The 21,292-nt window shown below is 70.3% G+C and carries 20 protein-coding genes and 1 pseudogene; 13 read left to right on the top strand and 8 right to left on the bottom strand.

Features of this window, described 5'->3' with window-relative positions; translation table 11 throughout:
- Positions 1-112: 112 nt before the first annotated feature.
- From ACEXQC_RS06825 to ACEXQC_RS06810, 4 genes are all read left to right on the top strand, one after another.
- Entirely contained in the window at positions 113-1,132 is a 1,020-nt protein-coding gene (locus ACEXQC_RS06825; protein WP_374819790.1) for a methionine ABC transporter ATP-binding protein, read from the top strand.
- A complete protein-coding gene (locus ACEXQC_RS06820; RefSeq protein ID WP_374819788.1) occupies positions 1,129-1,908 on the top strand; it encodes a methionine ABC transporter permease in 780 nt (259 codons plus the stop codon). Before ACEXQC_RS06825 ends, ACEXQC_RS06820 begins: the two co-directional genes overlap by 4 nt.
- Complete coding sequence (locus tag ACEXQC_RS06815; protein WP_374819786.1) at positions 1,905-2,744, top strand: MetQ/NlpA family ABC transporter substrate-binding protein; 840 nt, start codon at positions 1,905-1,907, stop codon at positions 2,742-2,744. Before ACEXQC_RS06820 ends, ACEXQC_RS06815 begins: the two co-directional genes overlap by 4 nt.
- Positions 2,745-2,823: 79 nt before the next feature.
- Positions 2,824-4,434 carry an ABC-F family ATP-binding cassette domain-containing protein gene (locus tag ACEXQC_RS06810; RefSeq protein ID WP_374819784.1) on the top strand — a complete coding sequence of 537 codons (1,611 nt, stop codon included), beginning with the start codon at positions 2,824-2,826 and terminating at the stop codon, positions 4,432-4,434.
- A 7-nt stretch (positions 4,435-4,441) separates the two neighbouring features.
- Here the strand turns inward: ACEXQC_RS06810 and ACEXQC_RS06805 are convergent, their stop codons facing one another.
- From ACEXQC_RS06805 to ACEXQC_RS06795, 3 genes and pseudogenes are all read right to left on the bottom strand, one after another.
- Positions 4,442-6,169, bottom strand: coding sequence for a cell wall-binding repeat-containing protein (locus tag ACEXQC_RS06805; RefSeq protein WP_374819782.1), 1,728 nt, complete (start codon positions 6,167-6,169; stop codon positions 4,442-4,444).
- 179 nt (positions 6,170-6,348) lie between these two features.
- Positions 6,349-7,191: an aldo/keto reductase gene (locus ACEXQC_RS06800; protein WP_374819780.1), complete on the bottom strand. Its 843-nt coding sequence runs from the start codon at positions 7,189-7,191 to the stop codon at positions 6,349-6,351.
- A gap of 69 nt (positions 7,192-7,260) precedes the next feature.
- Positions 7,261-7,797: pseudogene (locus ACEXQC_RS06795) on the bottom strand (ribonuclease H family protein); the annotation flags it as partial.
- 75 nt (positions 7,798-7,872) lie between these two features.
- Here ACEXQC_RS06795 and ACEXQC_RS06790 point away from each other — a divergent pair.
- The 3 genes from ACEXQC_RS06790 to ACEXQC_RS06780 all read left to right on the top strand — a co-directional run bounded on the left by ACEXQC_RS06790 (position 7,873) and on the right by ACEXQC_RS06780 (position 9,582).
- Positions 7,873-8,634 carry a hypothetical protein gene (locus tag ACEXQC_RS06790; protein ID WP_374819778.1) on the top strand — a complete coding sequence of 254 codons (762 nt, stop codon included), beginning with the start codon at positions 7,873-7,875 and terminating at the stop codon, positions 8,632-8,634.
- A 66-nt stretch (positions 8,635-8,700) separates the two neighbouring features.
- Positions 8,701-8,931, top strand: coding sequence for a hypothetical protein (locus ACEXQC_RS06785; RefSeq protein ID WP_374819777.1), 231 nt, complete (start codon positions 8,701-8,703; stop codon positions 8,929-8,931).
- Between the two features lie 66 nt (positions 8,932-8,997).
- Positions 8,998-9,582, top strand: a complete 585-nt coding sequence (locus ACEXQC_RS06780) for a DUF1349 domain-containing protein (RefSeq protein ID WP_374819775.1) — start codon at positions 8,998-9,000, stop codon at positions 9,580-9,582.
- 56 nt (positions 9,583-9,638) lie between these two features.
- On the opposite strand, the gene ACEXQC_RS06775 is transcribed toward ACEXQC_RS06780, so the two are convergent.
- Entirely contained in the window at positions 9,639-11,945 is a 2,307-nt protein-coding gene (locus ACEXQC_RS06775; protein ID WP_374819773.1) for an ATP-binding cassette domain-containing protein, read from the bottom strand.
- A gap of 65 nt (positions 11,946-12,010) precedes the next feature.
- Between ACEXQC_RS06775 and ACEXQC_RS06770 the strand changes: the two genes are divergently transcribed.
- A complete protein-coding gene (locus ACEXQC_RS06770; protein ID WP_374819771.1) occupies positions 12,011-12,481 on the top strand; it encodes a DUF5684 domain-containing protein in 471 nt (156 codons plus the stop codon).
- 31 nt (positions 12,482-12,512) lie between these two features.
- On the opposite strand, the gene ACEXQC_RS06765 is transcribed toward ACEXQC_RS06770, so the two are convergent.
- Both ACEXQC_RS06765 and ACEXQC_RS06760 read right to left on the bottom strand, forming a co-directional pair.
- Positions 12,513-13,211, bottom strand: a complete 699-nt coding sequence (locus tag ACEXQC_RS06765; protein WP_374819769.1) for a class I SAM-dependent methyltransferase — start codon at positions 13,209-13,211, stop codon at positions 12,513-12,515.
- An 82-nt stretch (positions 13,212-13,293) separates the two neighbouring features.
- Positions 13,294-13,836 carry a hypothetical protein gene (locus ACEXQC_RS06760; RefSeq protein ID WP_374819767.1) on the bottom strand — a complete coding sequence of 181 codons (543 nt, stop codon included), beginning with the start codon at positions 13,834-13,836 and terminating at the stop codon, positions 13,294-13,296.
- Positions 13,837-13,980: 144 nt separating this feature from the next.
- Here ACEXQC_RS06760 and ACEXQC_RS06755 point away from each other — a divergent pair, with 144 nt between their 5' ends.
- Positions 13,981-14,922: an SDR family oxidoreductase gene (locus ACEXQC_RS06755; RefSeq protein ID WP_374819765.1), complete on the top strand. Its 942-nt coding sequence runs from the start codon at positions 13,981-13,983 to the stop codon at positions 14,920-14,922.
- A 15-nt stretch (positions 14,923-14,937) separates the two neighbouring features.
- Here ACEXQC_RS06755 and ACEXQC_RS06750 read toward each other — a convergent pair whose 3' ends face one another.
- Complete coding sequence (locus ACEXQC_RS06750) at positions 14,938-15,168, bottom strand: hypothetical protein (protein WP_374819763.1); 231 nt, start codon at positions 15,166-15,168, stop codon at positions 14,938-14,940.
- A gap of 117 nt (positions 15,169-15,285) precedes the next feature.
- Between ACEXQC_RS06750 and argG the strand changes: the two genes are divergently transcribed.
- The 4 genes from argG (at position 15,286) to ACEXQC_RS06730 (ending at position 19,687) form a co-directional block, all read left to right on the top strand.
- Positions 15,286-16,728 carry an argininosuccinate synthase gene (argG, locus tag ACEXQC_RS06745; protein WP_374819761.1) on the top strand — a complete coding sequence of 481 codons (1,443 nt, stop codon included), beginning with the start codon at positions 15,286-15,288 and terminating at the stop codon, positions 16,726-16,728.
- A 29-nt stretch (positions 16,729-16,757) separates the two neighbouring features.
- The gene (locus ACEXQC_RS06740) at positions 16,758-17,099 is read left to right on the top strand and encodes an MmcQ/YjbR family DNA-binding protein (RefSeq protein WP_374819759.1); all 342 of its coding nucleotides are present in this window, start codon (positions 16,758-16,760) and stop codon (positions 17,097-17,099) included.
- 177 nt (positions 17,100-17,276) lie between these two features.
- A complete protein-coding gene (locus ACEXQC_RS06735) occupies positions 17,277-18,653 on the top strand; it encodes a hemolysin family protein (protein ID WP_374819757.1) in 1,377 nt (458 codons plus the stop codon).
- On the top strand, positions 18,650-19,687 hold the full coding sequence (locus ACEXQC_RS06730) for a hemolysin family protein (RefSeq protein WP_374819755.1): 1,038 nt from the start codon (positions 18,650-18,652) through the stop codon (positions 19,685-19,687). The genes ACEXQC_RS06735 and ACEXQC_RS06730 overlap by 4 nt, the downstream gene beginning before the upstream one ends.
- 39 nt (positions 19,688-19,726) lie before the next feature.
- On the opposite strand, the gene ACEXQC_RS06725 is transcribed toward ACEXQC_RS06730, so the two are convergent.
- Entirely contained in the window at positions 19,727-21,223 is a 1,497-nt protein-coding gene (locus ACEXQC_RS06725; protein WP_374819753.1) for an MFS transporter, read from the bottom strand.
- Positions 21,224-21,292: the final 69 nt, after the last annotated feature.

Raw genomic sequence — 21,292 nt, 5'->3', positions numbered from 1 at the left:
CTAGGTAACCTAGAGAAAGCAGAGATTGATCCACGATACGTCGTGTCATCGACGCGTCATAGGGCGTAACCGGATTGGGCCGAGCGTCGTGCGGGGTGCTCGGATGGATACCATGATCGAGCTGCGGAACCTGCAGAAGACCTACGGGCACGGCCCGTCGGCGGTGCGCGCGCTCGACGACGTGAGCCTCACCATCGCACCGGGTGAGATCTTCGGCGTCGTGGGCAGGAGCGGTGCGGGCAAGAGCACGCTGCTGCGCACCGTGAACGTGCTGGAGAGGCCGGACAGCGGCACCGTCACCATCGACGGCACCGTCATGACGGGCCTCGAGGGCGGGGCGCTCCGCCAGGCCAGGCGCTCGGTGGGCATGGTGTTCCAGCACTTCAACCTGCTCGCCAACCGCTCCATCCAGCAGAACGTGGAGTTCGCGCTCGAGGCCGCCAGGGTGCCGCGCGGCCAGCGGGCGGCGCAGGCGGCCGAGATGCTCGACCTCGTGGGGCTCAAGGATCGCGGCGGCGCCTACCCCGCCCAGCTCTCCGGCGGCCAGAAGCAGCGCGTGGGCATCGCCCGCGCCCTCGCCGCCAAACCCCGCGTGCTGCTCTCCGACGAGGCCACGAGCGCGCTCGACCCCGAGACCACGGAGTCGATCCTCGACCTCATCCAGTCGATCAACCGCGAGCTGCACCTCACCGTGCTGCTGATCACCCACGAGATGGACGTCGTGAAGCGCATCTGCGCCTCGGCCGCCCTCATGGAGAACGGGGCCATCGTGGAGCAGGGCACGCTCGTCGACGTCATCCGCACCCCCGGTTCGAAGCTCGCCTCCCAGCTCTTCCCGCTCACCGCCCCCACGGCCGACGAGGGCCCCACCGTGATCGACATCACCTTCGCCGGTGGCACGGCCGACCGGCCCGTGATCGCCCGGCTGGCGCGTGAGCACGCTCTCGACGTGAGCATCCTCGGCGCCACCGTGGAGCGGATCGCCGGCACCCAGGCCGGCCGCACCCGGCTGGCCCTGCCCGTCGAGGGCGAGGCGGCCGCCGCCGTGGTGGCCGACCTCCGCAGGCAGGGACTGATCGTGGAGTACGTGCGCGGCGGAGAGCCGTCGGCACGTCTCGGAGGAGCGGCATGATCGACTACGACTCACCGGATTTCTGGAGCGACCTGTTCGAGGTGCTCCTCAAGGGCACAGGCGAGACGCTCTACATGACCGGCATCGCCACCGTGCTCACGATCCTCATCGGCCTGCCGCTCGGCATCCTGCTCGTGGGCACCGAGAAGGGCGCGTTCCTCGAGCGCAGCTTCGGGCCCGTCTGGGTCTCCCGCGCCATCAACCGTGTGGTGGGTTTCGTGGTGAACGTGGGGCGCAGCGTGCCCTTCATCATCCTCATGATCGCGCTCATCCCGCTCACCCGCCTCATCGTGGGCACGTTCGTGGGCACCACGGCGGCCATCGTGCCGCTCACCATCATCGCCATCCCGTTCTTCGCGCGCATGGTCGAGATCGCGGTGAACGACGTGGCCCCCGGCCTCTACGAGACGGCGGACTCACTCGGCGCCACCAAGTGGCTGCTCGTTCGGCGGGTGCTGCTCACCGAGGGGCTGCCCGCCATCCTGCTCGGCGTCTCGACCACCATCACCTCCATCATCAACTTCTCGGCGATGGTGGGTGTGGTGGGCGGCGGCGGGCTCGGCAACGTGGCGGTGACCTACGGGTTCCAGCGCTACAGCTGGATCCACATCGTCTTCGTCGTCATCATCCTCTTCGCGATCGTGCAGATCGTGCAGATCGTGCTCACGCGCATCGCCACCCGCGTCTCTCACCGGAGCTCCACAGCAGCGCTCCCGAAAGACGCGGATCTCACCCCTGCACGCCCCATCACCCCCGCACAAGGAGCCTCATCATGAGCACCAGTTCCCGCCTCGTCCGATCCGTCGCCCTGCTCGGCGCCGCCGCCCTCACCGTCTCGCTCGCGGCCTGCTCCTCGTCGTCGGAGGGGTCGACGGATGCGGGTTCCGGCTCGTCGGACGACCTCGGCACCATCAAGGTCGGCGCGCTCGCCGTGCCCGCGGGCGACCTGCTCGAGTGGGTCGACGAGAACCTCGCCGAGGAGGCGGGGCTCGACATCGAGTGGGTGGAGTTCACCGACTACAACACCCCCAACCCGGCGCTCACCGACGGCAGCACGGACGCCAACCTGTTCCAGAACTCCACCTTCATGGAGACCTACAACTCCCAGACGGGCGGCGACCTCGTGAGCGTGGGCGAGATCTACCTGCCCGCCGCCGGCTTCTACTCCGACAAGGTCGACGCGATCGACGAGCTCGAGGAGGGCGCCACCATCGCCATCCCGAACGACCCGACCAACGAGGGCCGTGCGCTCAAGCTGCTCGCCTCGGAGGGCCTCATCGAGGTCGCCGACGACGCCACGAACCTCGATGGCATCACCGCCAACCCGAAGAACTTCGAGTTCTCCGAGATCGAGAACGCGAGCCTCGCGCTCGCGGTGCCGGATGTGGACGCCGCCTTCGTGACGGCCTCGTTCGCGCTGCCCGCCGGCCTCACGAGCGACCAGGCGATCATCATCGAGTCCACCGACTCGAGCTACTACAACATCCTCGCCACCACGCCCGACTTCGAGAGCGACCCCCGCATCGAGAAGCTCGTCGAGCTCCTCACCGACCAGCGCACCAAGGACTACATCACCGAGACCTGGGACGGCCTCATCGTGCCCGTCGCGTAGCACCGCGGCCGCCCGGAGGGCGGCTGGGTAGGCTGGGGCGTCGACCGCGTGGTCGGTGCCGACGAACCCTGAGGAATCCGTGAGCCTGATCCGCCTGAACGACGTCAGCATCGAGTTCGACGGGCGTCCCGTGGTGAAGGAGGCGTTCCTCAAGCTCAAGGCCGGCGACCGGGTGGGGCTCATCGGCAAGAACGGCACGGGCAAGACGTCGTTCCTCGAGCTCATGCTCGGGCGGCTCGAGCCCACCGAGGGCACCGTCGACGTGACGCTCGGCACCACCATCGGCTACTTCTCGCAGTTCTCCGAGCTCGACGGCGAGCGGAGCATCCACGGCATCCTCAGCGATCACTTCGAGGCCGTGCACGCCACCCAGCGCCGGCTCGATGAGATCGGGGAGGCGCTCGCCGATCCCGCTCTCGACCTCGAGGGCAGCGGGCCGGCCTCCATGACGGGCCTGCTCGCCGAGCAGGGCGAGCTGTTCGAGAAGATGGATGCGATCGACGGCTGGTCGTTCGAGAACACGATCGACACGGTGCTCACGAGCCTCGGCTTCGACGAGTCGCGCCGGGTGCTGCCCGTCGACCGGCTCTCGGGTGGTTGGCGCAACCGGGCGGCGCTCGCGCAGATCCTCATCCAGTCGCCCGACGTGCTGCTGCTCGACGAGCCCACCAACTTCCTCGACCTCGACGGCGTGCGCTGGATCGAGAACTGGCTCGGGCGCTACCTGGGCGCCGTGCTCGTGGTCTCGCACGACCGGCAGTTCCTCGATGGGGTCGTGAGCCGCATCGTGGAGATCGAGAACTACCGGCTGCAGGAGTACGAAGGCGACTACTCGGCCTACGTGCACGCGAAGCAGTCGCGGCTCAAGATGCTCGAGCGGCAGTTCGCGCACGAGGAGGAGCTGCTCGCCTACGAGCAGGCCGCGAGCGCCGCCCGCCGCGAGGCCGCCCGCAACCCCTCGAACGCGGTGGCGCGTCGACTCGCCGACATCAAGAAGCGGCAGGCGCCCCGCCCCATCGACCAGATCATCACCGACATCTACGGCGGCCTGCGGGTGAGCAACGACCTGCTCGAGGTGGTGAAGCTCACGAAGGGCTTCGGCGGATCGCCGCTCTTCGAGGGCCTCTCGTTCAGCCTGCACCGCGGCGACCGCGTGGCGGTTCTCGGCTCGAACGGCTCGGGCAAGTCGACGCTGCTCGAGGTGCTCACGGGCGAGAGCGAGCCGGACGCGGGGCAGATCCGCTGGGCGAAGGGTGCGCGCTTCATCTCGTACAACCAGGTGTACGCCGAGCTCGACCTCACCGACACCGTCGGGCACGCGGTCAACGCCTACCCGGATTCGCTCGCGTTCACCGCCACGAAGAAGAGCGTGGGGCGGTTCCTGGCCATGCTGCAGTTCTCCGAGGCCGACCTCAAGCAGAAGATCGGCACGCTCTCCGGCGGTCAGCGGGCGCGTGTGGCGATCGCGCAGTGCCTGCTGTCGGGGGCCGCGGTGATCGTGCTCGACGAGCCCACCAACCACCTCGACATCACGAGCACCCAGGTGATGGAGCGGGCGCTCACGCACTTCCCGGGGGCCGTGCTCGTGGTCTCGCACGACCGCTTCTTCGTCGACAAGCTCGCCGACCGCCTGCTCGTCTTCGACGGCACGCCCCACGTGCAGGAGCGCGCCGCCTCCGGCGCCCTCTGACGCGCTGCTAGGCGGCGCAGGGCGTGAGGTCGGCGACCGCTTGCGTCAGCGACGCCGGACCGCCGATGAGGGTGACCTGCCGCACTCCCTGGTCGCGCATGGCCGAGATCGTGGCGACGGGCACGCAGTCGGGTGGCGAGACGTAGAGCGGGGCGAGCGACTGGCCCGCGAAGGCTGAGCCCGTGAGGGCGTCGGGGAAGGTGCTCCCCGTCGTGAGGAACGCCCGATCGCTCACGCCGAACGCGGCGGAGTTGAGGCTCACGGAGGCCGCGTAGCGGTCGGCGCCGCCGTAGCGGGTGACCGGGGCGATGGCCTCGAGCGAGTCGGCGACCCCCTCGGTGACCGAGGCGGGGCCTCCCACGATGCGGATCTCCTGCGGAGAGAGGGCGCTGAGAGCAGCGGTCGACGCAGCGTCGAGCGCTGATCCGCCGCCCGGCACGAGCACGACGGGCATCAAAGCGGCTCCCGCGGCGGCTCCCGCGCTGAGGGCGTCGGGGAAGGTCGTGCCCGTGGCGACGTAGACGAGTGGCGCCCCGTCGGGATGGGCGAGCGCGGCGAGGTTGCGCGAGACCTCGTAGCGGTCAGCGCCCGAGACGCGCTCGGTCGGGGCGATGAGGCCGAGGCCCGTCACCACGGCCTCCGACACGGAGGCGGGGCCGCCGACCACCACGATGCGTTCCGGGGCGAGCCGGCGCAGCTCCTGCGCGACGGCCGAGGGGAGGGCGTCGGGCGGGGTGAGGAGCACGGGGCCCTGCTGGGCGGCGGCAACGGGGCCGGCGCTCAGGGCGTCGGCGAAGCCGGTGCCGGAGACGACGTAGGCGACGGATGCCCCTGCGGGATGCGCTGCCTGCGAGACGCCGACGGAGACGGCGTAGCGATCGGCACCGCCGATGCGGTCCGTCGCGATGGAGGTGTCGCCGTAGACGGGGAGGGTGACCTCCACCTGCTTGTCGCTGCCCGTGCTCCCGGCAGGAGACGCGATCAGGAAGATCTCGCCCGTCCTGAAGTCACCGATGTCCTCGGGCACGCTGAGCACCAGTCGGGAGCCGTCTGCCGACACCCGGGTGCCGAGAGGGATCTCACCGCCGGTCGTCTTGTCGAACAGCGTGCCGATCATCCTGATCCCGCTCGACCCGGCCCAGACTCCCTCCGGGCCGTCCGTCCAGAATCCCGCGTCCGCCGAGAGCACGATGGGCTCGCCCGCAACGATGTCGGCGGATGCCGGGTCGCCCCCGTACCTGTACGACACACCTCCGCTCTGCCTCTTCCCCAGCGCCAGGTCGATGGACGCGACGGGGCTCACGGTCTCGCCCTGCTGGGGCACGCTCGGACCGATGAAGGCGGTGAGCCTGACGAAGTTCGGCATGGTCGCACCGCGGCCCTGCAGGTCGAGCTGGAGGGAGTACGAGCGAGGGGGATCCGAGGGGAGGGGGATGTCGAAGGTCTTCTGCGCGGTCGAGACGCTTCCTCTCAGCGTCTCGCCGAAGCCGTCGAGCGTCCAGTCGAGCGAGGTGACACCGAGCTCGGCGACCTCGACCGGCGGGGTGACGCGCAGGGTGGTCGTGGTGCCGTAGACGTACGCGCCGCCCCAGTTCGCGTCGATCGTGCGGCCCGTCGGTGCGAGACGCACGGTGGTGGCGGCCAGGGAGGTGGCGGAGTCGAGCGGGGCGGGCTGCTCGCTCGCGGCGGCGGTGCCGGCGGTGCCGGTGGCGGCGGTCGCGGCGGTGCCGCTCATCGCTCCTGTGGCGAGCAGCAATGCTGCCGTCGCGATGGCCGTTGTGATCCGTGCCCTGCGCGCGCGCAGGCTCGACTGATTCCCCATGATGCATCCCCCGGTGGCCCCATCGTCGGCGCCGTCTGCACAGCGTAGCGGTCGAGCAGGGCCACCTGGGGGCGGCTTCACCGAGGGCGGGGTTACTGCTCTTCGTGGGTGGTGGGGTCGCCGCCGAAGAGGCGGCCGTCGGGCTTGCCGAGGGCGGTGATGGCGTCGACCTCGGCAGCGGTGAGCTCGAAGCCGAAGACGTCGAGGTTCTCGGCCTGGCGCGAGGGGGTGGCGCTCTTCGGCACGGCGACGGTGCCGAGCTGCACGTGCCAGCGCAGGATCGCCTGAGCGGGGGTCACCCCGTGGGCCTCGGCGGCGGCCACGACGGCCGGCTCCTCGTAGGGGGCGCTGCCCTTGCCGAGGGGGCTCCAGGCCTCGGTCACGATGCCGAGCTCGGCGTTCACGGCGCGCTGCTCGACCTGCGGGAAGTAGGGGTGCAGCTCGATCTGGTTCACGGCGGGCGTCACGCCCGTGGCCTCGATGATGCGCTCGAGGTGCTCCGGTGCGAAGTTGCTCACGCCGATCGAGCGCACGAGCCCGGCCTCCCGCGCCTCCACGAGCGCCTGCCAGGCCTCGACGTAGCGGTCGACGCTGGGGTTCGGCCAGTGGATGATGTACAGGTCGATCGAGTCGAGGCCCAGACGCCAGAGCGACTCGCGCACGGCATCGAGCGCCAGATCGTGCTCGTGGTAGCGGCCGGGCAGCTTCGAGGTGATGAAGAGCTCCTCGCGGTCGATCCCGCTGCGCCGGATGCCCTCCCGCACGGTGCCCTCGTTGTCATAGTTGAAGGCGGTGTCGATCGAGCGGTAGCCGGTGCGGATGGCGGAGTCGATGGCCTCAGCGCCCGCGCTGCCGCGTAGGGGGTAGGTGCCGAAGCCGAGTGCCGGGATGCGGTGACCGTCGTTGAGGTCGACGAGGGGTGCGAGTTCAGTCATGCTTCCACGCTACGCCCGAGCGCCCGCGCAGGGATCAGACAGGAATCAGAACAGAGTGTCCTGCTGGGTCGCCGCGGGGGAGGGGGAGGAGGGCGCGGTGACCGCGGCACGCGGGGCCTCCGCCGGCGCGGCCGCGGGGCGGGCGCCGGGGTAGCCGGGCCCCTCGTCGGGAGCCCTGCCGCGGGCGTAGGCCTCGGCGGCCGCGCGGGCACGCGCATCCGCGGCCTCGTTCATGACGTGGCCCACGTGGCCCTTGACCCACTCGAAGGTGTAGCGGCGGCCCACGATCGCGTCGTCGATCTCCTTGATGAGGTCGAGGTTCATGACGGGCTTGCCGTCGCCCTTCCGCCAGCCCTTGCGCTTCCAGCCCGGCATCCACTTGGTGATCGTGTTGATCACGTACTGGCTGTCGCACAGGATGTGCAGGTCGTCGTCGACGTGCGCGGTGGCGCGGAAGAGCTCGAGCACGGCCTTCAGCTCACCCATGTTGTTGGTGCCGTGCGGCCAGCCGCCGGCCCCCCACGTGCGGTCGTCGATGTACCAGGCCCAGCCTGCCGGTCCGGGGTTGCCGAGCGCAGAGCCATCGGCGGAAGCGGTGATAGTCATCGACTCCAGGGTACCGGCGGTGGTGTCGAGCGAGCGCCGCGTGATGTGGTTGGGTTGAGCATGGCCTCTCTACAGATGTTGATTCGCACTGCCTCCGTCGTGGGGCTCGTTGCACTGCTGGCCGGATGCGCGGGCGGGGGCGCGGGCGCGGACTCCGAGGGCTCCGGTGCAGCAGCGACAGGCACCCCGTCCGATTCCTCGACCGGTGCGCCGGACGGCCCCGACCCGCGCATCGAGCTCGCCGAGTCGATGCTCGAGGTGACGGAGTTCCCGCTCGCCGGCTGGGTCGTGCTCGGTACGCAGTCGAGTCCGCTGGTCGATTCCACCGAGGGCACGGCCACCGCGCCGCCGACCGTCTCGGAGGGTACGGCACCGTCGGCCGCCCCGCCGGCCGAGACCCTGTGCGGGGATGGCGACGTGACGCAGATCGCCGAGCTCGGAGACGCCGAGGGGGTGCTCCGCACCTACCAGGAGGAGAACAACACCGCCGCGGCGTTCGTGGAGGGGCTCTTCTTCGACGAATCCGGGGAACTCGCGGAGACGATCCGCGGGCAGATCGAGGAGTGCATGGCGGCAGGGCCGGTGGAGTTCGCCGTGTCGGAGGGCGTCGTGCACAAGTTCGTGTGGACGACCGAGGGGGTCACCCAGAGTCCCGCCGTGTTCTCCGCGCAGTTCAGCGCGGTGAGCGACCAGCCCAACGACATCACCATGCTCAGCGTGGCGAACGTCGATGGCGTCACGATGGTGGGGCTGTCGAAGACGAAGCAGCTCCGCACCGAGGTCGAACCCGAGGAGTACATCTCCATCGTGGATGCGGCCGCGGCGAAACTGGGCTGACAGCGACAACCTGGGCATCGGCGGGGAATGCGGTTTCCGGGCTCCGGACGCTGGGAGCGTGGGGATATGGATGCTCTCACGCTTCTCGTCATCATCAGTATTGTCGTCATCGGTCTTCTTGCCGCGGTCCTGGGAGTGGGCATCTCCGTGCTGCTCCTGCGGCGATCGGCGGCTCGGCGGCAGGGTGCCGAAGATCTGCGGCGGGCCGGCAACGATCCGGATCAGGCGTCAGGCGACGCCGCGCGTCGTGCGGAAGGCACGCAGGCGTGGATGCGCATCGGCGGCGGAGGCATGTGACCACGCCCCGGACTCTAAGCTGAAGCCGCTCCACGGGGAGCGCGCGTCGCGACGGAGGGATGACGGATGGGTCTGACTGAGCTGATCGAGAGCGGTCGGTGGACCACACCGCCCGTGAGCACGACGTTCGACGGAGAGGCTCTGCGGGTCGTCGCCGCGGAGGGCAGCGACGCCTGGCTCACGACCTCCTACGGTTTCGTGCACGACACCGAGCACGCACTGCTCGAGGAGTTCGGGCCCGAGGACGCGGTCGAGGTCTCGTTCGTGCTCGACTACGACCGCCAGTTCGACCAGGCGGGGATCTTACTGCGGGTGTCCGAGACGGAGTGGATCAAGGCGGGGGTCGAGGTCTCCGACGGCGTGCTGCAGGTGGGGGCGGTCGTGACCCACGGGTTCTCCGACTGGTCGGTGGCTCCGGTGCCGGACTGGCGGGGGCGGATCGTCACGGTGCGGGCGAGCCGCTCGGGCGACGCCGTGACCGTGCGCGCCAAGGCCGAGGGTGAGGAGTTCCGGCTCGTGCGGGTCGCCTATCTCTCGCCGACGGCCGTGGTGACGGCGGGCCTCTTCTGCTGCGGCCCCACCCGCCCCGGCCTCGAGGTCACCTTCACCTCCCACACGCGCACCCCACCCGACGACGCCCTCCACCCCTGAACCCCTCCTGCCGCTCCCGACCCTGCTTCTGAGGGCGGCGCTCGCAGCGGTCGGGCTCAGGCGTCGACGTAGGTGGCCAGATGCTGCCCCGTGAGGGTCGAGCGGTCGGCGACCAGCGCGGCAGGGGTTCCCTCGAACACGATCCGGCCTCCCTCGTGGCCGGCACCCGGCCCGAGGTCGATGATCCAGTCGGCGTGCGCCATGACCGCCTGGTGGTGCTCGATCACGATCACCGACCGCCCCGACTCCACGAGCCTGTCGAGCAGGCCCAGCAGCTGCTCCACATCGGCCAGGTGCAGCCCCGTGGTCGGTTCGTCGAGCACGTAGACATCGCCCTTCTCACCCATCTGCGACGCGAGCTTGAGCCGCTGCCGTTCCCCGCCCGAGAGCGTGGTGAGCGGCTGGCCGAGGCTCACGTAGCCGAGCCCCACGTCGTCGAGCCGCGACAGGATGGCCTGAGCCGCCGGGATGCGCGCCTCGCCGGAGGCGAAGAAGGCGAGCGCCTCCGAGACGGGCATGCCGAGCACCTCGCTGATGTTCCGCCCGCCGAGCCGGTACTCGAGCACCGAGGCCTGGAACCGCCGCCCCTCGCACTCCTCGCACGTGGTGGAGACCCCCGCCATCATGCCGAGGTCGGTGTAGACGACCCCCGCCCCGTTGCACGTGGGGCACGCGCCCTCGGAGTTGGCGCTGAAGAGCGCGGGCTTCACCCCGTTGGCCTTCGCGAACGCCTTGCGGATGGGCTCGAGGAGCCCCGTGTAGGTGGCCGGATTGCTGCGCCTCGACCCGCGGATGGCGGACTGGTCGATGGCCACGACGCCCTCTCGACGGGCGACCGATCCGTGGATGAGCGAGCTCTTGCCCGACCCGGCCACACCCGTGACCACCACGAGCACCCCGAGCGGGATGTCGACGTCGACCCCCGTGAGGTTGTGCGACGAGGCGCCGCGCACCTCGAGCGCCCCGGTGGGGCTCCGCACCGCGGCCTTCAGCTGAGCCCGGTCGTCGAGGTGCCGCCCGGTGAGCGTGCCGCTCGCACGGAGACCCTCCACGGTGCCCTCGTAGACGATCTCGCCGCCGGCCGTGCCCGCCCGCGGCCCCAGGTCGACCACGTGGTCGGCGATCGCGATGGCCTCGGGCTTGTGCTCCACCACGAGCACCGTGTTGCCCTTGTCGCGCAGCTGCAGCAGCAGCCCGTTCATGCGCTGGATGTCGTGCGGATGCAGCCCCACGGTGGGTTCGTCGAACACGTAGGTGACGTCGGTGAGCGACGATCCGAGGTGCCGGATCATCTTGGTGCGCTGGGACTCCCCGCCTGAGAGCGTGCCGGAGGGGCGGTCGAGCGAGAGGTAGCCGAGCCCGATCTCGACGAACGAGTCGAGGGTCTCGGCGAGCGACTCGAGCAGCGGCGCCACCTGCGGCTCGTCGAGCTCCCTCACCCACACCGCGAGGTCGCTGATCTGCAGGGCGCAGGCCTCGGCGATGCTGATGCCGCCCACCTTCGCCGAGCGCGCACCCTCGTTCAGCCGCGTGCCCGAGCAGTCGGGGCACGTGGTGAAGGTGACGGCACGGTCGACGAACGCGCGGATGTGCGGCTGCATCGCCTCGCGATCTTTCGAGAGCACCGACTTCTGGATGCGCGGCACGAGCCCCTCGTAGGTCATGTTCATGTTCTCGAACCTGACCTTGGTGGGCTCCTTGTAGAGGAAGTCGGCGAGCTCGGTGGGGGTGTAGTCGCGGATGGGCTTGTCGCCGTCGAGGAAGCCGGAGGCCGCGAACACCCGCACCATCCACCCATCGGCCGTGTACCCCGGCACCTTGATGGCGCCCTCGGAGAGCGACTTCGACTCGTCGTAGAGCTCGGTGAGGTCGATGTCGTTCACCTGCCCGCGGCCCTCGCAGCGAGGGCACATGCCGCCCGCCATGTTGAACGAGAAGGCGTTCGGCGGGCCGACGTGGGGCACACCCACCCGGCTGAAGACGATGCGCAGCACCGCGTTCGCATCCGTCGCCGTGCCCACCGTGGAGCGGGGGTTGGCGCCCATGCGCTCCTGGTCGACGATGATGGCCGTGGTGAGGCCCTCGAGCACATCGACGTCGGGTCGGGCGAGCGTGGGCATGAAGCCCTGCACGAACGAGCTGTAGGTCTCGTTGATCATGCGCTGCGACTCGGCGGCGATGGTGCCGAAGACGAGCGAGCTCTTGCCCGAGCCCGAGACGCCCGTGAAGACGGTGAGCCTGCGCTTCGGCAGCTCCACGCTCACGTCTTTGAGATTGTTCTCGCGCGCGCCGTGCACGCGGATGAGGTCGTGCGCGTCGGCCACGTGCGAGGCACTGCGCTGTGCTTCTGAGGAGCTCTCCATGGCGACAGGGTAGCGGCACCCTCCGACATCCAGACGGCGGGGGCGCTGCTCGCTACTCTGGGGCCATGACCTCGGATCCGTACGCGCAGTTCCTCGCCATCTACCTCACGGTCATGGCCGGCACCATCGCGCTCACCCTGCTGATCGTGGCCGCGATCTGGGTGGTGATGGGCTTCGCGCTCATGGCGCTGTTCCGCAAGACGGGGATCCGGCCCTGGGTGGCCTGGGTGCCGTTCTACCGCACCTGGGTGTGGCTCGAGCTCGGCGGCCAGCCGGGGTGGCTGTCACTGCTCTCGGTCGTGGGGCTAGGCACCGTCACGAGCGTGTTCCTCTACATCGGCATGTACCGCACGGGGCTCGCGTTCCGCCGCGACGGAGGGTTCCTCGTGCTCGGCATCTTCTTCCCCTACGTCTGGGCGTTCATCCTGGGCGGGCAGAACTCGGTCTACGAACCCGCCCTGCTCGCCTGGCACCGGCAGCCGCCGCCCCGTGCGGGCTACGGCTCGGTGGTGCCGAACCCCGCCAACGCCTTCTGATCCGCGACCCGCGGGGGCGGGGGCCGGGCTGTCAGGCGGTGCGGCGCAGCAGCAGGATGGCGTCGTCGATCTCGGCGGGGCTGCCGTCGGGCATCGTGACGGGGCGGGTGCGGTTCTCGTCGATGACGGTGGTCCAGACATCCGGATCCAGCGCCAGCGCCGCGAGCACCTCGGCGTTGGTGGGCAGGGGAGTGCCCGAGTGGTCGTGCTTGCCCGCCCACGGCGGCACGCCCGCGTGGCCCACCACGAGCAGGTGCCCGCCGGGGGTCACTGTGCCGGCCGCGCGGCGCAGCACCTCGTCGCGCGGGAACACCACCTCCACGGGAGCGTGCAGGAAGCACGCCGAGACGAGGTCGTAGCGCTCGTCGGAACCCGGCTGCCACTCGGCGAGGTCGGCGCGCTGCCACGTGATCCGGTCCGAGGCGATGCCCCTGGTCTCCGCTTCGGCGGCTGCTCGCTCGAGTGCCACGGCGGCGAGGTCGATGCCCGTCACCCTCCACCCCTGCTCGGCCAGCCAGAGCGAGTCGGCGCCCTCGCCGCAGCCGAGGTCGAGCGCGGTGCCCGGCGTGAGCCCCACGACCGACTCCACGAGGGCCCGGTTCGGGTTGCCGCTCCAGATGCGCGGGCGCTCGCCGTACCGCGCCTCCCAGAACGCCGTCGGATCGGCGTGGCTCGACCCGGCAGGGGAGTGGGTGTCGTCGGAGGGGGAGTGGTGGTGGTGACCGGTCATGACATCACCTTGCCGGATCCATGCCGTGAGCGCACAACTGCATGCCGAATCGGCACATCAGAACGTCCGCTCCGGGGGCGGGTCAGGTCGCGAGGGCCGCGGGCACCCACCGCGCCGCGGCCACGCCCGCCGCGAGCAGCAGCGTGACGCCCATGGCGACCCCCACCGTGTAGCTCGGCGCGATGCGCCTGTTGCTCGCCACGCGCGCCGCCACCACCACGAGCACCGACTGCACGAGCCCGAGCACGATGAGCGCCGCATCGTCGAGCAGGATGCCGAGCGGCACGAAGTGCAGCGCCACCACGAGCCCCACCGCCAGCGCGAACCACCTGGTGCGCCCCGCCCGCCAGAGCGCGAGGCACGCGAGCCCCGCCACCACGACCTCCACCCCCACGAGCACCCCGAACGTGGCGTACTGACCCTCGAGCGCCGACGGCGTTGCCCAGGTGCGCCACACGAGCAGCCCGCCGCCGATCGCCGCGAGAATGCCCAGCCCGCTGCCGATGCCGAGCCAGAGCGGCGCTCGCCGAGGAGGTGACTCCTGCGCCCAGCCGAACCACACGCACGTCATGAGCCCGAACCACGCCACAAGGAAGACGCCGTCCCGCACGTACTCGGTGGCCATGCCGGTCCCCTTTCCCCGCTCTGCTCCGCACGGGTGCAGCGGCCGGGGCCGTGTGGACCCGATCGGGTGCAGCCAGCCTAACCACGCCCACCCCGTTCCGCCCAGGGCGCGCGCGCAGAGCGGCACGAGCGTACGGTGTGCCGCATGACCCCCGACTCCCACGACGCCCCCGTGCCCGCCCACGAGCCCGCCGCGCGCGATCAGCTCACGTTCGACGACCCGGTGGCCCGCTACCCCAAGGTGCAGCCGCCCGTGCAGCACCAGCCCGAGCCCGCCGTGCAGAGCCGCATGACCCCCGTGCCCGACCTCGGCGAAGACACCTACCTCGGCCTCGGCCGCCTCGAGGGCCGCCGTGCGCTCATCACGGGCGGCGACTCCGGCATCGGCGGCGCTGTGGCCATCGCCTTCGCGCGCGAGGGCGCCGACGTGGCCATCAGCTACCTGCCCGACGAGCAGACGGATGCGCAGCACATCGTCGAGCAGATCGAGGCCGCCGGGCGCACCGCCGTGGCGATCCCGGGCGACATCCGCGACGCCGCGCACTGCCGCGCCCTCGTGGAGCAGGCCGTCGATGGTCTCGGCGGCCTCGACATCCTCGTGAACAACGCGGGCAAGCAAGTGGCGGTCGACAGGCTCGAAGACCTCAGCGACGAGCAGTTCGAGGCCACCTTCACCACCAACGTCTTCGCGATGTTCTGGATCACCAAGGCCGCCCTCCCGCACCTCGGCCCCGGATCCGTGATCGTCAACACGGCTTCGCTCGAGGCCTACAAGCCCGCTCCGGATCGGCTCGACTACGCCGCGAGCAAGGCGGCCATCAACAACTTCTCGAAAGGTCTGGCCCAGCAGCTGGCGCCCCGCGGCATCCGCGTGAACGTGGTGGCCCCGGGCCCCACCTGGACGGCCCTCCAGGTCTCGGGCGGGGTCTCCGACGAGCAGATGGAGGCCTTCGACGAGGAGAACGAGTACAAGCGCGCCGGCCAGCCGGCCGAGCTCGCCCCTGCCTACGTCTTCCTCGCCTCGGCGGAGTCGAGCTACGTCTCGGGCGAGACCCTCAACGTCAACGGCGGCATGCCGACGCCGTGACGCGGAGGCCGCAGGTCAAGCGGCCTGCGACACCTCGATGAGCGTCGCCTCGAGCACGGCGAACGACTCGTCGACCTCCGCCGCGGTCACCTCGCCGATGGAGAAGCGGTGGGTCACGGTGTAGACCTCGAGGCGGGCACGGGCGGCCTCCGCCGGCCGGCTCCTGGCCAGTCCGTCGATGGCTGAGTGCAGGGCGCGGCGTCGGGTGAGCAGATCCCGGGTCCAGGCGGTTGATTCGAGTGCCATGTTCCACATCCTTCTCGGTCGGTCATCCGATCGTGCGCCCGCAAGGTGAACGGAGACCAGCAGTGTGACGAACGTTGCCTGCGAAGCGACACAGAGTTCCCGCGCTACAGTTTTCGTATGTCCAAGGTTCTCAGTTCCCTTCCCGTCGGCGAGCGCGTCGGCATCGCATTCTCGGGGGGACTCGACACCTCCTGCGCCGTCGCCTGGATGCGCGAGAAGGGTGCAGTGCCCTGCACCTACACGGCCGACATCGGCCAGTACGACGAGCCCGAGATCGACAAGGTGCCGAGCCGCGCGCTCGAGTACGGCGCCGAGATCGCCCGCCTCGTGGATGCGAAGAGCGCGCTCGTGGAGGAGGGCCTCGTGGCCCTGCAGTGCGGTGCGTTCCACATCCGCTCGGGCGGAAAGACCTACTTCAACACCACGCCGCTCGGCCGTGCTGTGACCGGCACCATGCTCGTGCGCGCCATGAAAGACGATGGCGTCGACATCTGGGGCGACGGATCGACCTACAAGGGCAACGACATCGAGCGCTTCTACCGCTACGGTCTGCTCGCCAACCCGCGCCTGCGCGTCTACAAGCCCTGGCTCGACGCCGAGTTCGTGGGCGAGCTGGGCGGCCGCACCGAGATGAGCGAGTGGCTCGTGGCGCGCGGCTTCCCCTACCGCGACTCCACCGAGAAGGCCTACTCCACCGACGCCAACATCTGGGGTGCCACGCACGAGGCCAAGAAGCTCGAGGAGCTCAGCGCCGGTCTCGACCTCATCGAGCCCATCATGGGTGTCGCCGCCTGGCGCGACGACGTTGAGGTCGCCACCGAGGAGGTCTCGGTGCGCTTCGAGGCCGGTCGCCCCGTGGCCATCAACGGCCAGGAGTTCCCCGACGCCGTGGCGCTCGTGTTCGAGGCCAACACCATCGGCGGCCGCCACGGTCTCGGCGTCTCCGACCAGATCGAGAACCGCATCATCGAGGCCAAGAGCCGCGGCATCTACGAGGCTCCCGGCATGGCGCTGCTGCACATCGCCTACGAGCGCCTGCTCAACGCCATCCACAACGAGGACACGGTGGCGAACTACCACACCGAGGGCCGCCGCCTCGGCCGCCTCATGTACGAGGGCCGCTGGCTCGACCCGCAGTCGCTCATGCTGCGCGAGTCCATCCAGCGCTGGGTCGGCTCGGCCGTCACGGGCGAGGTCACCCTGCGCCTTCGCCGCGGCGACGACTACACGATCCTCGACACCACCGGCCCCGCGCTCAGCTACCACCCCGACAAGCTCTCGATGGAGCGCGTGGGCGACGCCGCCTTCGGCCCCGGCGATCGGATCGGCCAGCTCACCATGCGCAACCTCGACATCGCCGACTCGCGGTCGCGCCTCGAGCAGTACGCCGCCGCCGGCATCATCGGCGGCGCCACCGCGGAGCTCGTGGGCACGCTCGAGGAGGGTGCCGCGGCCGAGATCCTCGGCAGCACCGCCCCCCACAGCGCCTCGGCCGACGCGCTCGACCGCGCCACCGACCTCGCCTCCGAGGGCGCGGCCTTCGACGCAGGCACCGACTGAGCGATCGGCCGCAGACCATGGCGGAACGGATGACGCGCGAGCGGCTGCTCGAGGTGTGCGCGGGGCTGCCCGCCACCACCGACGAGCGGCCGTTCGGCCCCGAGACCGCCGTGTTCAAGGTGGTGGGCAAGGTGTTCGCCCTCTGGGATCTCGAGAGCGAGCAGCAGGGCGTGACGCTCAAGGCCCAGCCCGCCTACATCGACGCCCTCGTGCGCGACCACGACTGGATCACCCGCGGCTACCACATGAACAAGCGGCACTGGATCTCGGTGGCGTTCACGGAGCAGGCCGATCCGCAGCTCGTGGAGGACCTCGTGGTCAACTCCTACGACCTCGTGGTGGCGGGCCTCCCGCGCGCCAAGCGCCCGTAGGGCCGGCACCCGCCCGCAGCACCCCGGTGCCCAGGAACCCTCCCAGGCCCGTGCTCTAGGATGGTCCGACTATGGACGACCCTCCCCATCACAGGCCCGCGCCCCTTGCAGACGACGACCACGGCAGCAGCCGGCTGATCCAGCCGCACCGCCCGATCACTCTCAGGGGGCTGCCCCGTGTATGAGCTGATCATGCTCGCCATCGGCCTCGTGCTGACGATCGGCACCGGATTCTTCGTGGCGAGCGAGTTCGCGCTCGTCAACCTCGACCGGCACGACCTCGAGCAGCGCCAGGCGCGCGGCGAGAAGCGACTCGCGCCCACCATCAAGGCGCTCAAGATCACGTCGACGCACCTCTCCGGTGCGCAGCTCGGCATCACGCTCACGACGCTGCTCACGGGGTACACGTTCGAGCCCGCCATCAGCTCGCTGCTGGCCGGACCGCTCACGGGGATCGGTGTGCCCGAGGCGATCGTGCCCGGCATCGGCGCGGTCATCGGCATCCTGCTCGCTACCCTCTTCTCGATGGTCATCGGCGAGCTCGTGCCCAAGAACTTCGCCCTCGCTCTGCCGCTCGCCACGGCCAAGGTGGTCGTGCCGTTCCAGACGGTCTTCACCACGGTGTTCAAGCCCGTCATCCTGCTCTTCAACAACACGGCCAACGCCCTCATCCGCGCGATGGGGATCGAGCCCAAGGAGGAGCTCTCGGGTGCTCGCTCGGCCGAGGAGCTCAGCTCGCTCGTGCGCCGCTCAGCCCTCGAGGGCATGCTCGACGACGACCACGCCACCCTGCTCGGCCGCACCCTGCGCTTCTCCGAGCGCTCCGCGGCCGACGTGATGACACCTCGGGTGCGCATGGCGAGCATCAAGCCGCGCGAGACCGCTGCCGACGTGGTGGCGAAAGCGCAGCAGACGGGCTACTCCCGCTTTCCCGTGATCGGCGAGAGCGTGGACGAGATCATCGGCGTGGTGCACGTCAAGCAGGCCTTCGCGGTGGGGCTCGACGAGCGCGAGACCACCGAGGTCGAGAGCTTCATGGTGACTCCGGTGTGGGTCCCCGAGTCCATGGGCATCGACACTCTGCTGCCCATGCTCCGGCAAGGCGGCTACCAGATCGCCATCGCCACCGACGAGCACGGCGGCACCGCCGGCATCGTGACCCTCGAAGACCTCGTGGAGGAGCTCGTGGGAGAGCTGGAGGACGAGCACGACCGGCTGCACGCCGACATCGTGCGCACGGGCCGTGCCATCACCTTCGACGCGAGCCTGCGCCCCGACGAGCTGCTCGAGCGCACGGGTGTGACCGTGCCCGAGGACGGCGACTACGAGACCGTGGGCGGCTTCGTCATCGACGAGCTCGACCGGCTGCCCGAGCTCGGTGACGAGGTGGCCGTCGACGGCGGCATGCTGCGGGTCGAGCGCGTCGACGGCGTGCGCCTGGAGCGCCTGCGCTACCTCCCCGACGACGAGGGCATCCTCGCCGAGCGCATGAAGACGGGGACGACCACCACCACGACGACCACGACGACGACCACCCTGAAGGACAAGGCATGAGCGACATCATCCCCGGCATCGTCTGGTTGGTCATCCTCCTCGTGGTGAACGCCTTCTTCGTGGGCGCGGAGTTCGCCGTGATCTCGGCCCGCCGCTCGCAGATCGAGCCGCGTGCCGAGGCCGGCAGCAAGGCCGCCAAGACCACCCTGTGGGCCATGGAGCACGCCACGCTCATGCTCGCCACGAGCCAGCTCGGCATCACGGTGTGCTCGCTCGTCATCCTCAACGTCTCCGAGCCCGCCATCCACCACCTGCTCGAGTACCCGCTCGCGCTCACGCCGCTCACCCCCGAGCTCATCGGCGGTGTGGCCTTCGTGATCGCGCTCGTGCTCGTGACGTTCCTGCACGTGGTGTTCGGCGAGATGGTGCCGAAGAACCTCAGCTTCTCGGTGCCGGATCGGGCCGCGCTCATCCTGGCCCCGCCGCTCGTGGTGGTCTCCAAGATCGTGCGCCCCGTCATCTGGTCGCTCAACGGCCTGGCCAACCTCATCCTGCGCGCCTTCGGGGTCACCCCGAAAGACGAGGCGACGAGCACCTACACGCTCGAGGAGGTGGCGTCGATCGTGCAGCAGTCCACCCGCGAGGGAGTGCTGAGCGACACCTCGGGCACGCTCAGCGCCGCGTTCGAGTTCACCGCCAAGAAGGTGCGCGACGTGGAGGTGCCCGTGGCCGAGATGGTGCTCCTGGCGCCAGAGTCCTCGCCCCGCGACATCCAGCGCGCGGTGGCCGAGCACGGCTTCTCGCGCTACATCCTCACGAACGGCGAGGGCGAGCCCACGGGCTACCTGCACCTCAAGGACGTGATGGACCTCACGGCCGGCGCCTTCGACGACGCCGTGCCCGCGAAGCGCATCCGCCGCCTCGGCTCGGTGCCGCGCGACGCCGACCTAGAGGACGCACTGGCCCTCATGCGGCGCCGCGGCGACCACCTGGCCCGCTCCCTCACGACGGAGGGCGAGGTCACGGGGGTGCTCTTCCTGGAGGACATCATCGAGGAGCTCGTGGGAGAGGTCCAGGACGCGACGAGCGCCTGACCCGCCCGACGGGCCGGGGGCTCACGACGGGCAGGGGCCTCAGCCCAGGTGCGGCACGGGCTCGCCCTGGGGGAGGAGCTCCGACTTGGTGCCACGGATCATCGTGATGGCGATGATCGACGCGATCACCATCACGAGCGCGCCGCCGAGGAACACCGCGGAGTAGCCGCTCGTCATGGCCGAGGCGGAGGGTGCGCCCGCGCCCGTGGAGGCGCCGGCCACGACGCCCGCGTAGACCGCGGTGAAGATGGAGAGACCGATCGACCCGCCGATCTGCATGGCCGAGTTGGTGAACGCCGAGGCGGCACCCGCGTCGTGCGGCGCCACACCCGTGAGGGCGAGGTTCTGCAGCGGCACGAAGATGCACGCCATGCCCACGCCCATGAGCACGAGAGCGGGCAGCACCTGCACGAAGTAGTCGCCACCGGCCGTGATGCGGCTGAGGTACACGAGGCCGGCGGCCACCACGAGGGGGCCTGTGATCATGAGCGGGCGCGGGCCGATCTTCGGCAGCAGTTTGGTGGCGACGGGAGCCACGATCATGATGACGATCGTCAGCGGCAGGTTCGCGAGCCCGGCCTCGAGCGGCGGCATGCCGAGCACGATCTGCAGGTGGAACGCGAGGTAGAGCAGCGCACCGATCATGACGATGCCGGCGATGGCCTGGATGGCGAAGGCGCCTCCGCGCACGCGGTTCAGCACGATCCTGAGAGGCAGCAGCGGCTGGGCCACCTTGAGCTCGATCACCACGAAGAGGGTGAGCAGGCCGAGCCCGAGCGCGAGGAAGCCGATGGTGTCGAGCGAACCCCAACCCCCCTCGGCGAGGCTGAAGCCGTAGACGAGGGCGCCGAAGCCGAGCGTGACCGTGATGGCGCCGCCGATGTCGTAGCGGTTCTGCCCCTCGGCCTTCGACTCGCGCACGAGCAGCACGCCGCCGATGAAGCCGATGACCACGAAGAAGACGTTGACGAGCAGGCACCAGCGCCAGTCGAAGAACTCGGTGAGCACGCCTCCCAGCACGAGGCCCACGGCGGCACCCGCACCGGCGATGGTGCCGAACACGGCGAAGGCGGTGTTGCGGTCGCGGCCGTGCGTGAAGGTCACGGTGAGCAGTGCGAGGGCGGCGGGGGCGAGCAGCGCCGCGAAGGCGCCCTGCAGGCCGCGGGCGATGATGAGCTCGATGCCCGACTGCGCCATGCCGCCCCAGGCGGAGGCGAGGCCGAAGCCCACCATGCCCACGAGGTAGGTGCGCTTGCGGCCCCAGTAGTCGGCCACGCGGCCGCCGAGCAGCAGCAGGGCGCCGAAGGCGAGGGCGTAGGCGGTGACCACCCACTGGCGCTGCCCGTCGGTGAGGCCGAGCTCGATCTGCGCCTGGGGGAGCGCGATGTTCACGATGGTGCCGTCGAGCACCACCACGAGCTGGGTGAGGGCGAGCACGCAGAGCGTGAGCCAGCGGTTGGGGGTGCGGCGCGAGCGACGGGCGCCTGCTCCCACGGCGGGCGTGGGGGAGGTGGGCGTGGGCGTGCTGATGGACAAGGAGGAACCTCCGGGCGACGATGCGGATGCCGGAGGTTTCCAGCCTCGGACCGACGCACTCAGAAGGCG

The sequence above is a fragment of the Herbiconiux liukaitaii genome, assembly GCF_041927495.1.
GTDB lineage: Bacteria > Actinomycetota > Actinomycetes > Actinomycetales > Microbacteriaceae > Herbiconiux > Herbiconiux liukaitaii.
This window is presented reverse-complemented; position numbering and strand designations above follow the sequence as displayed.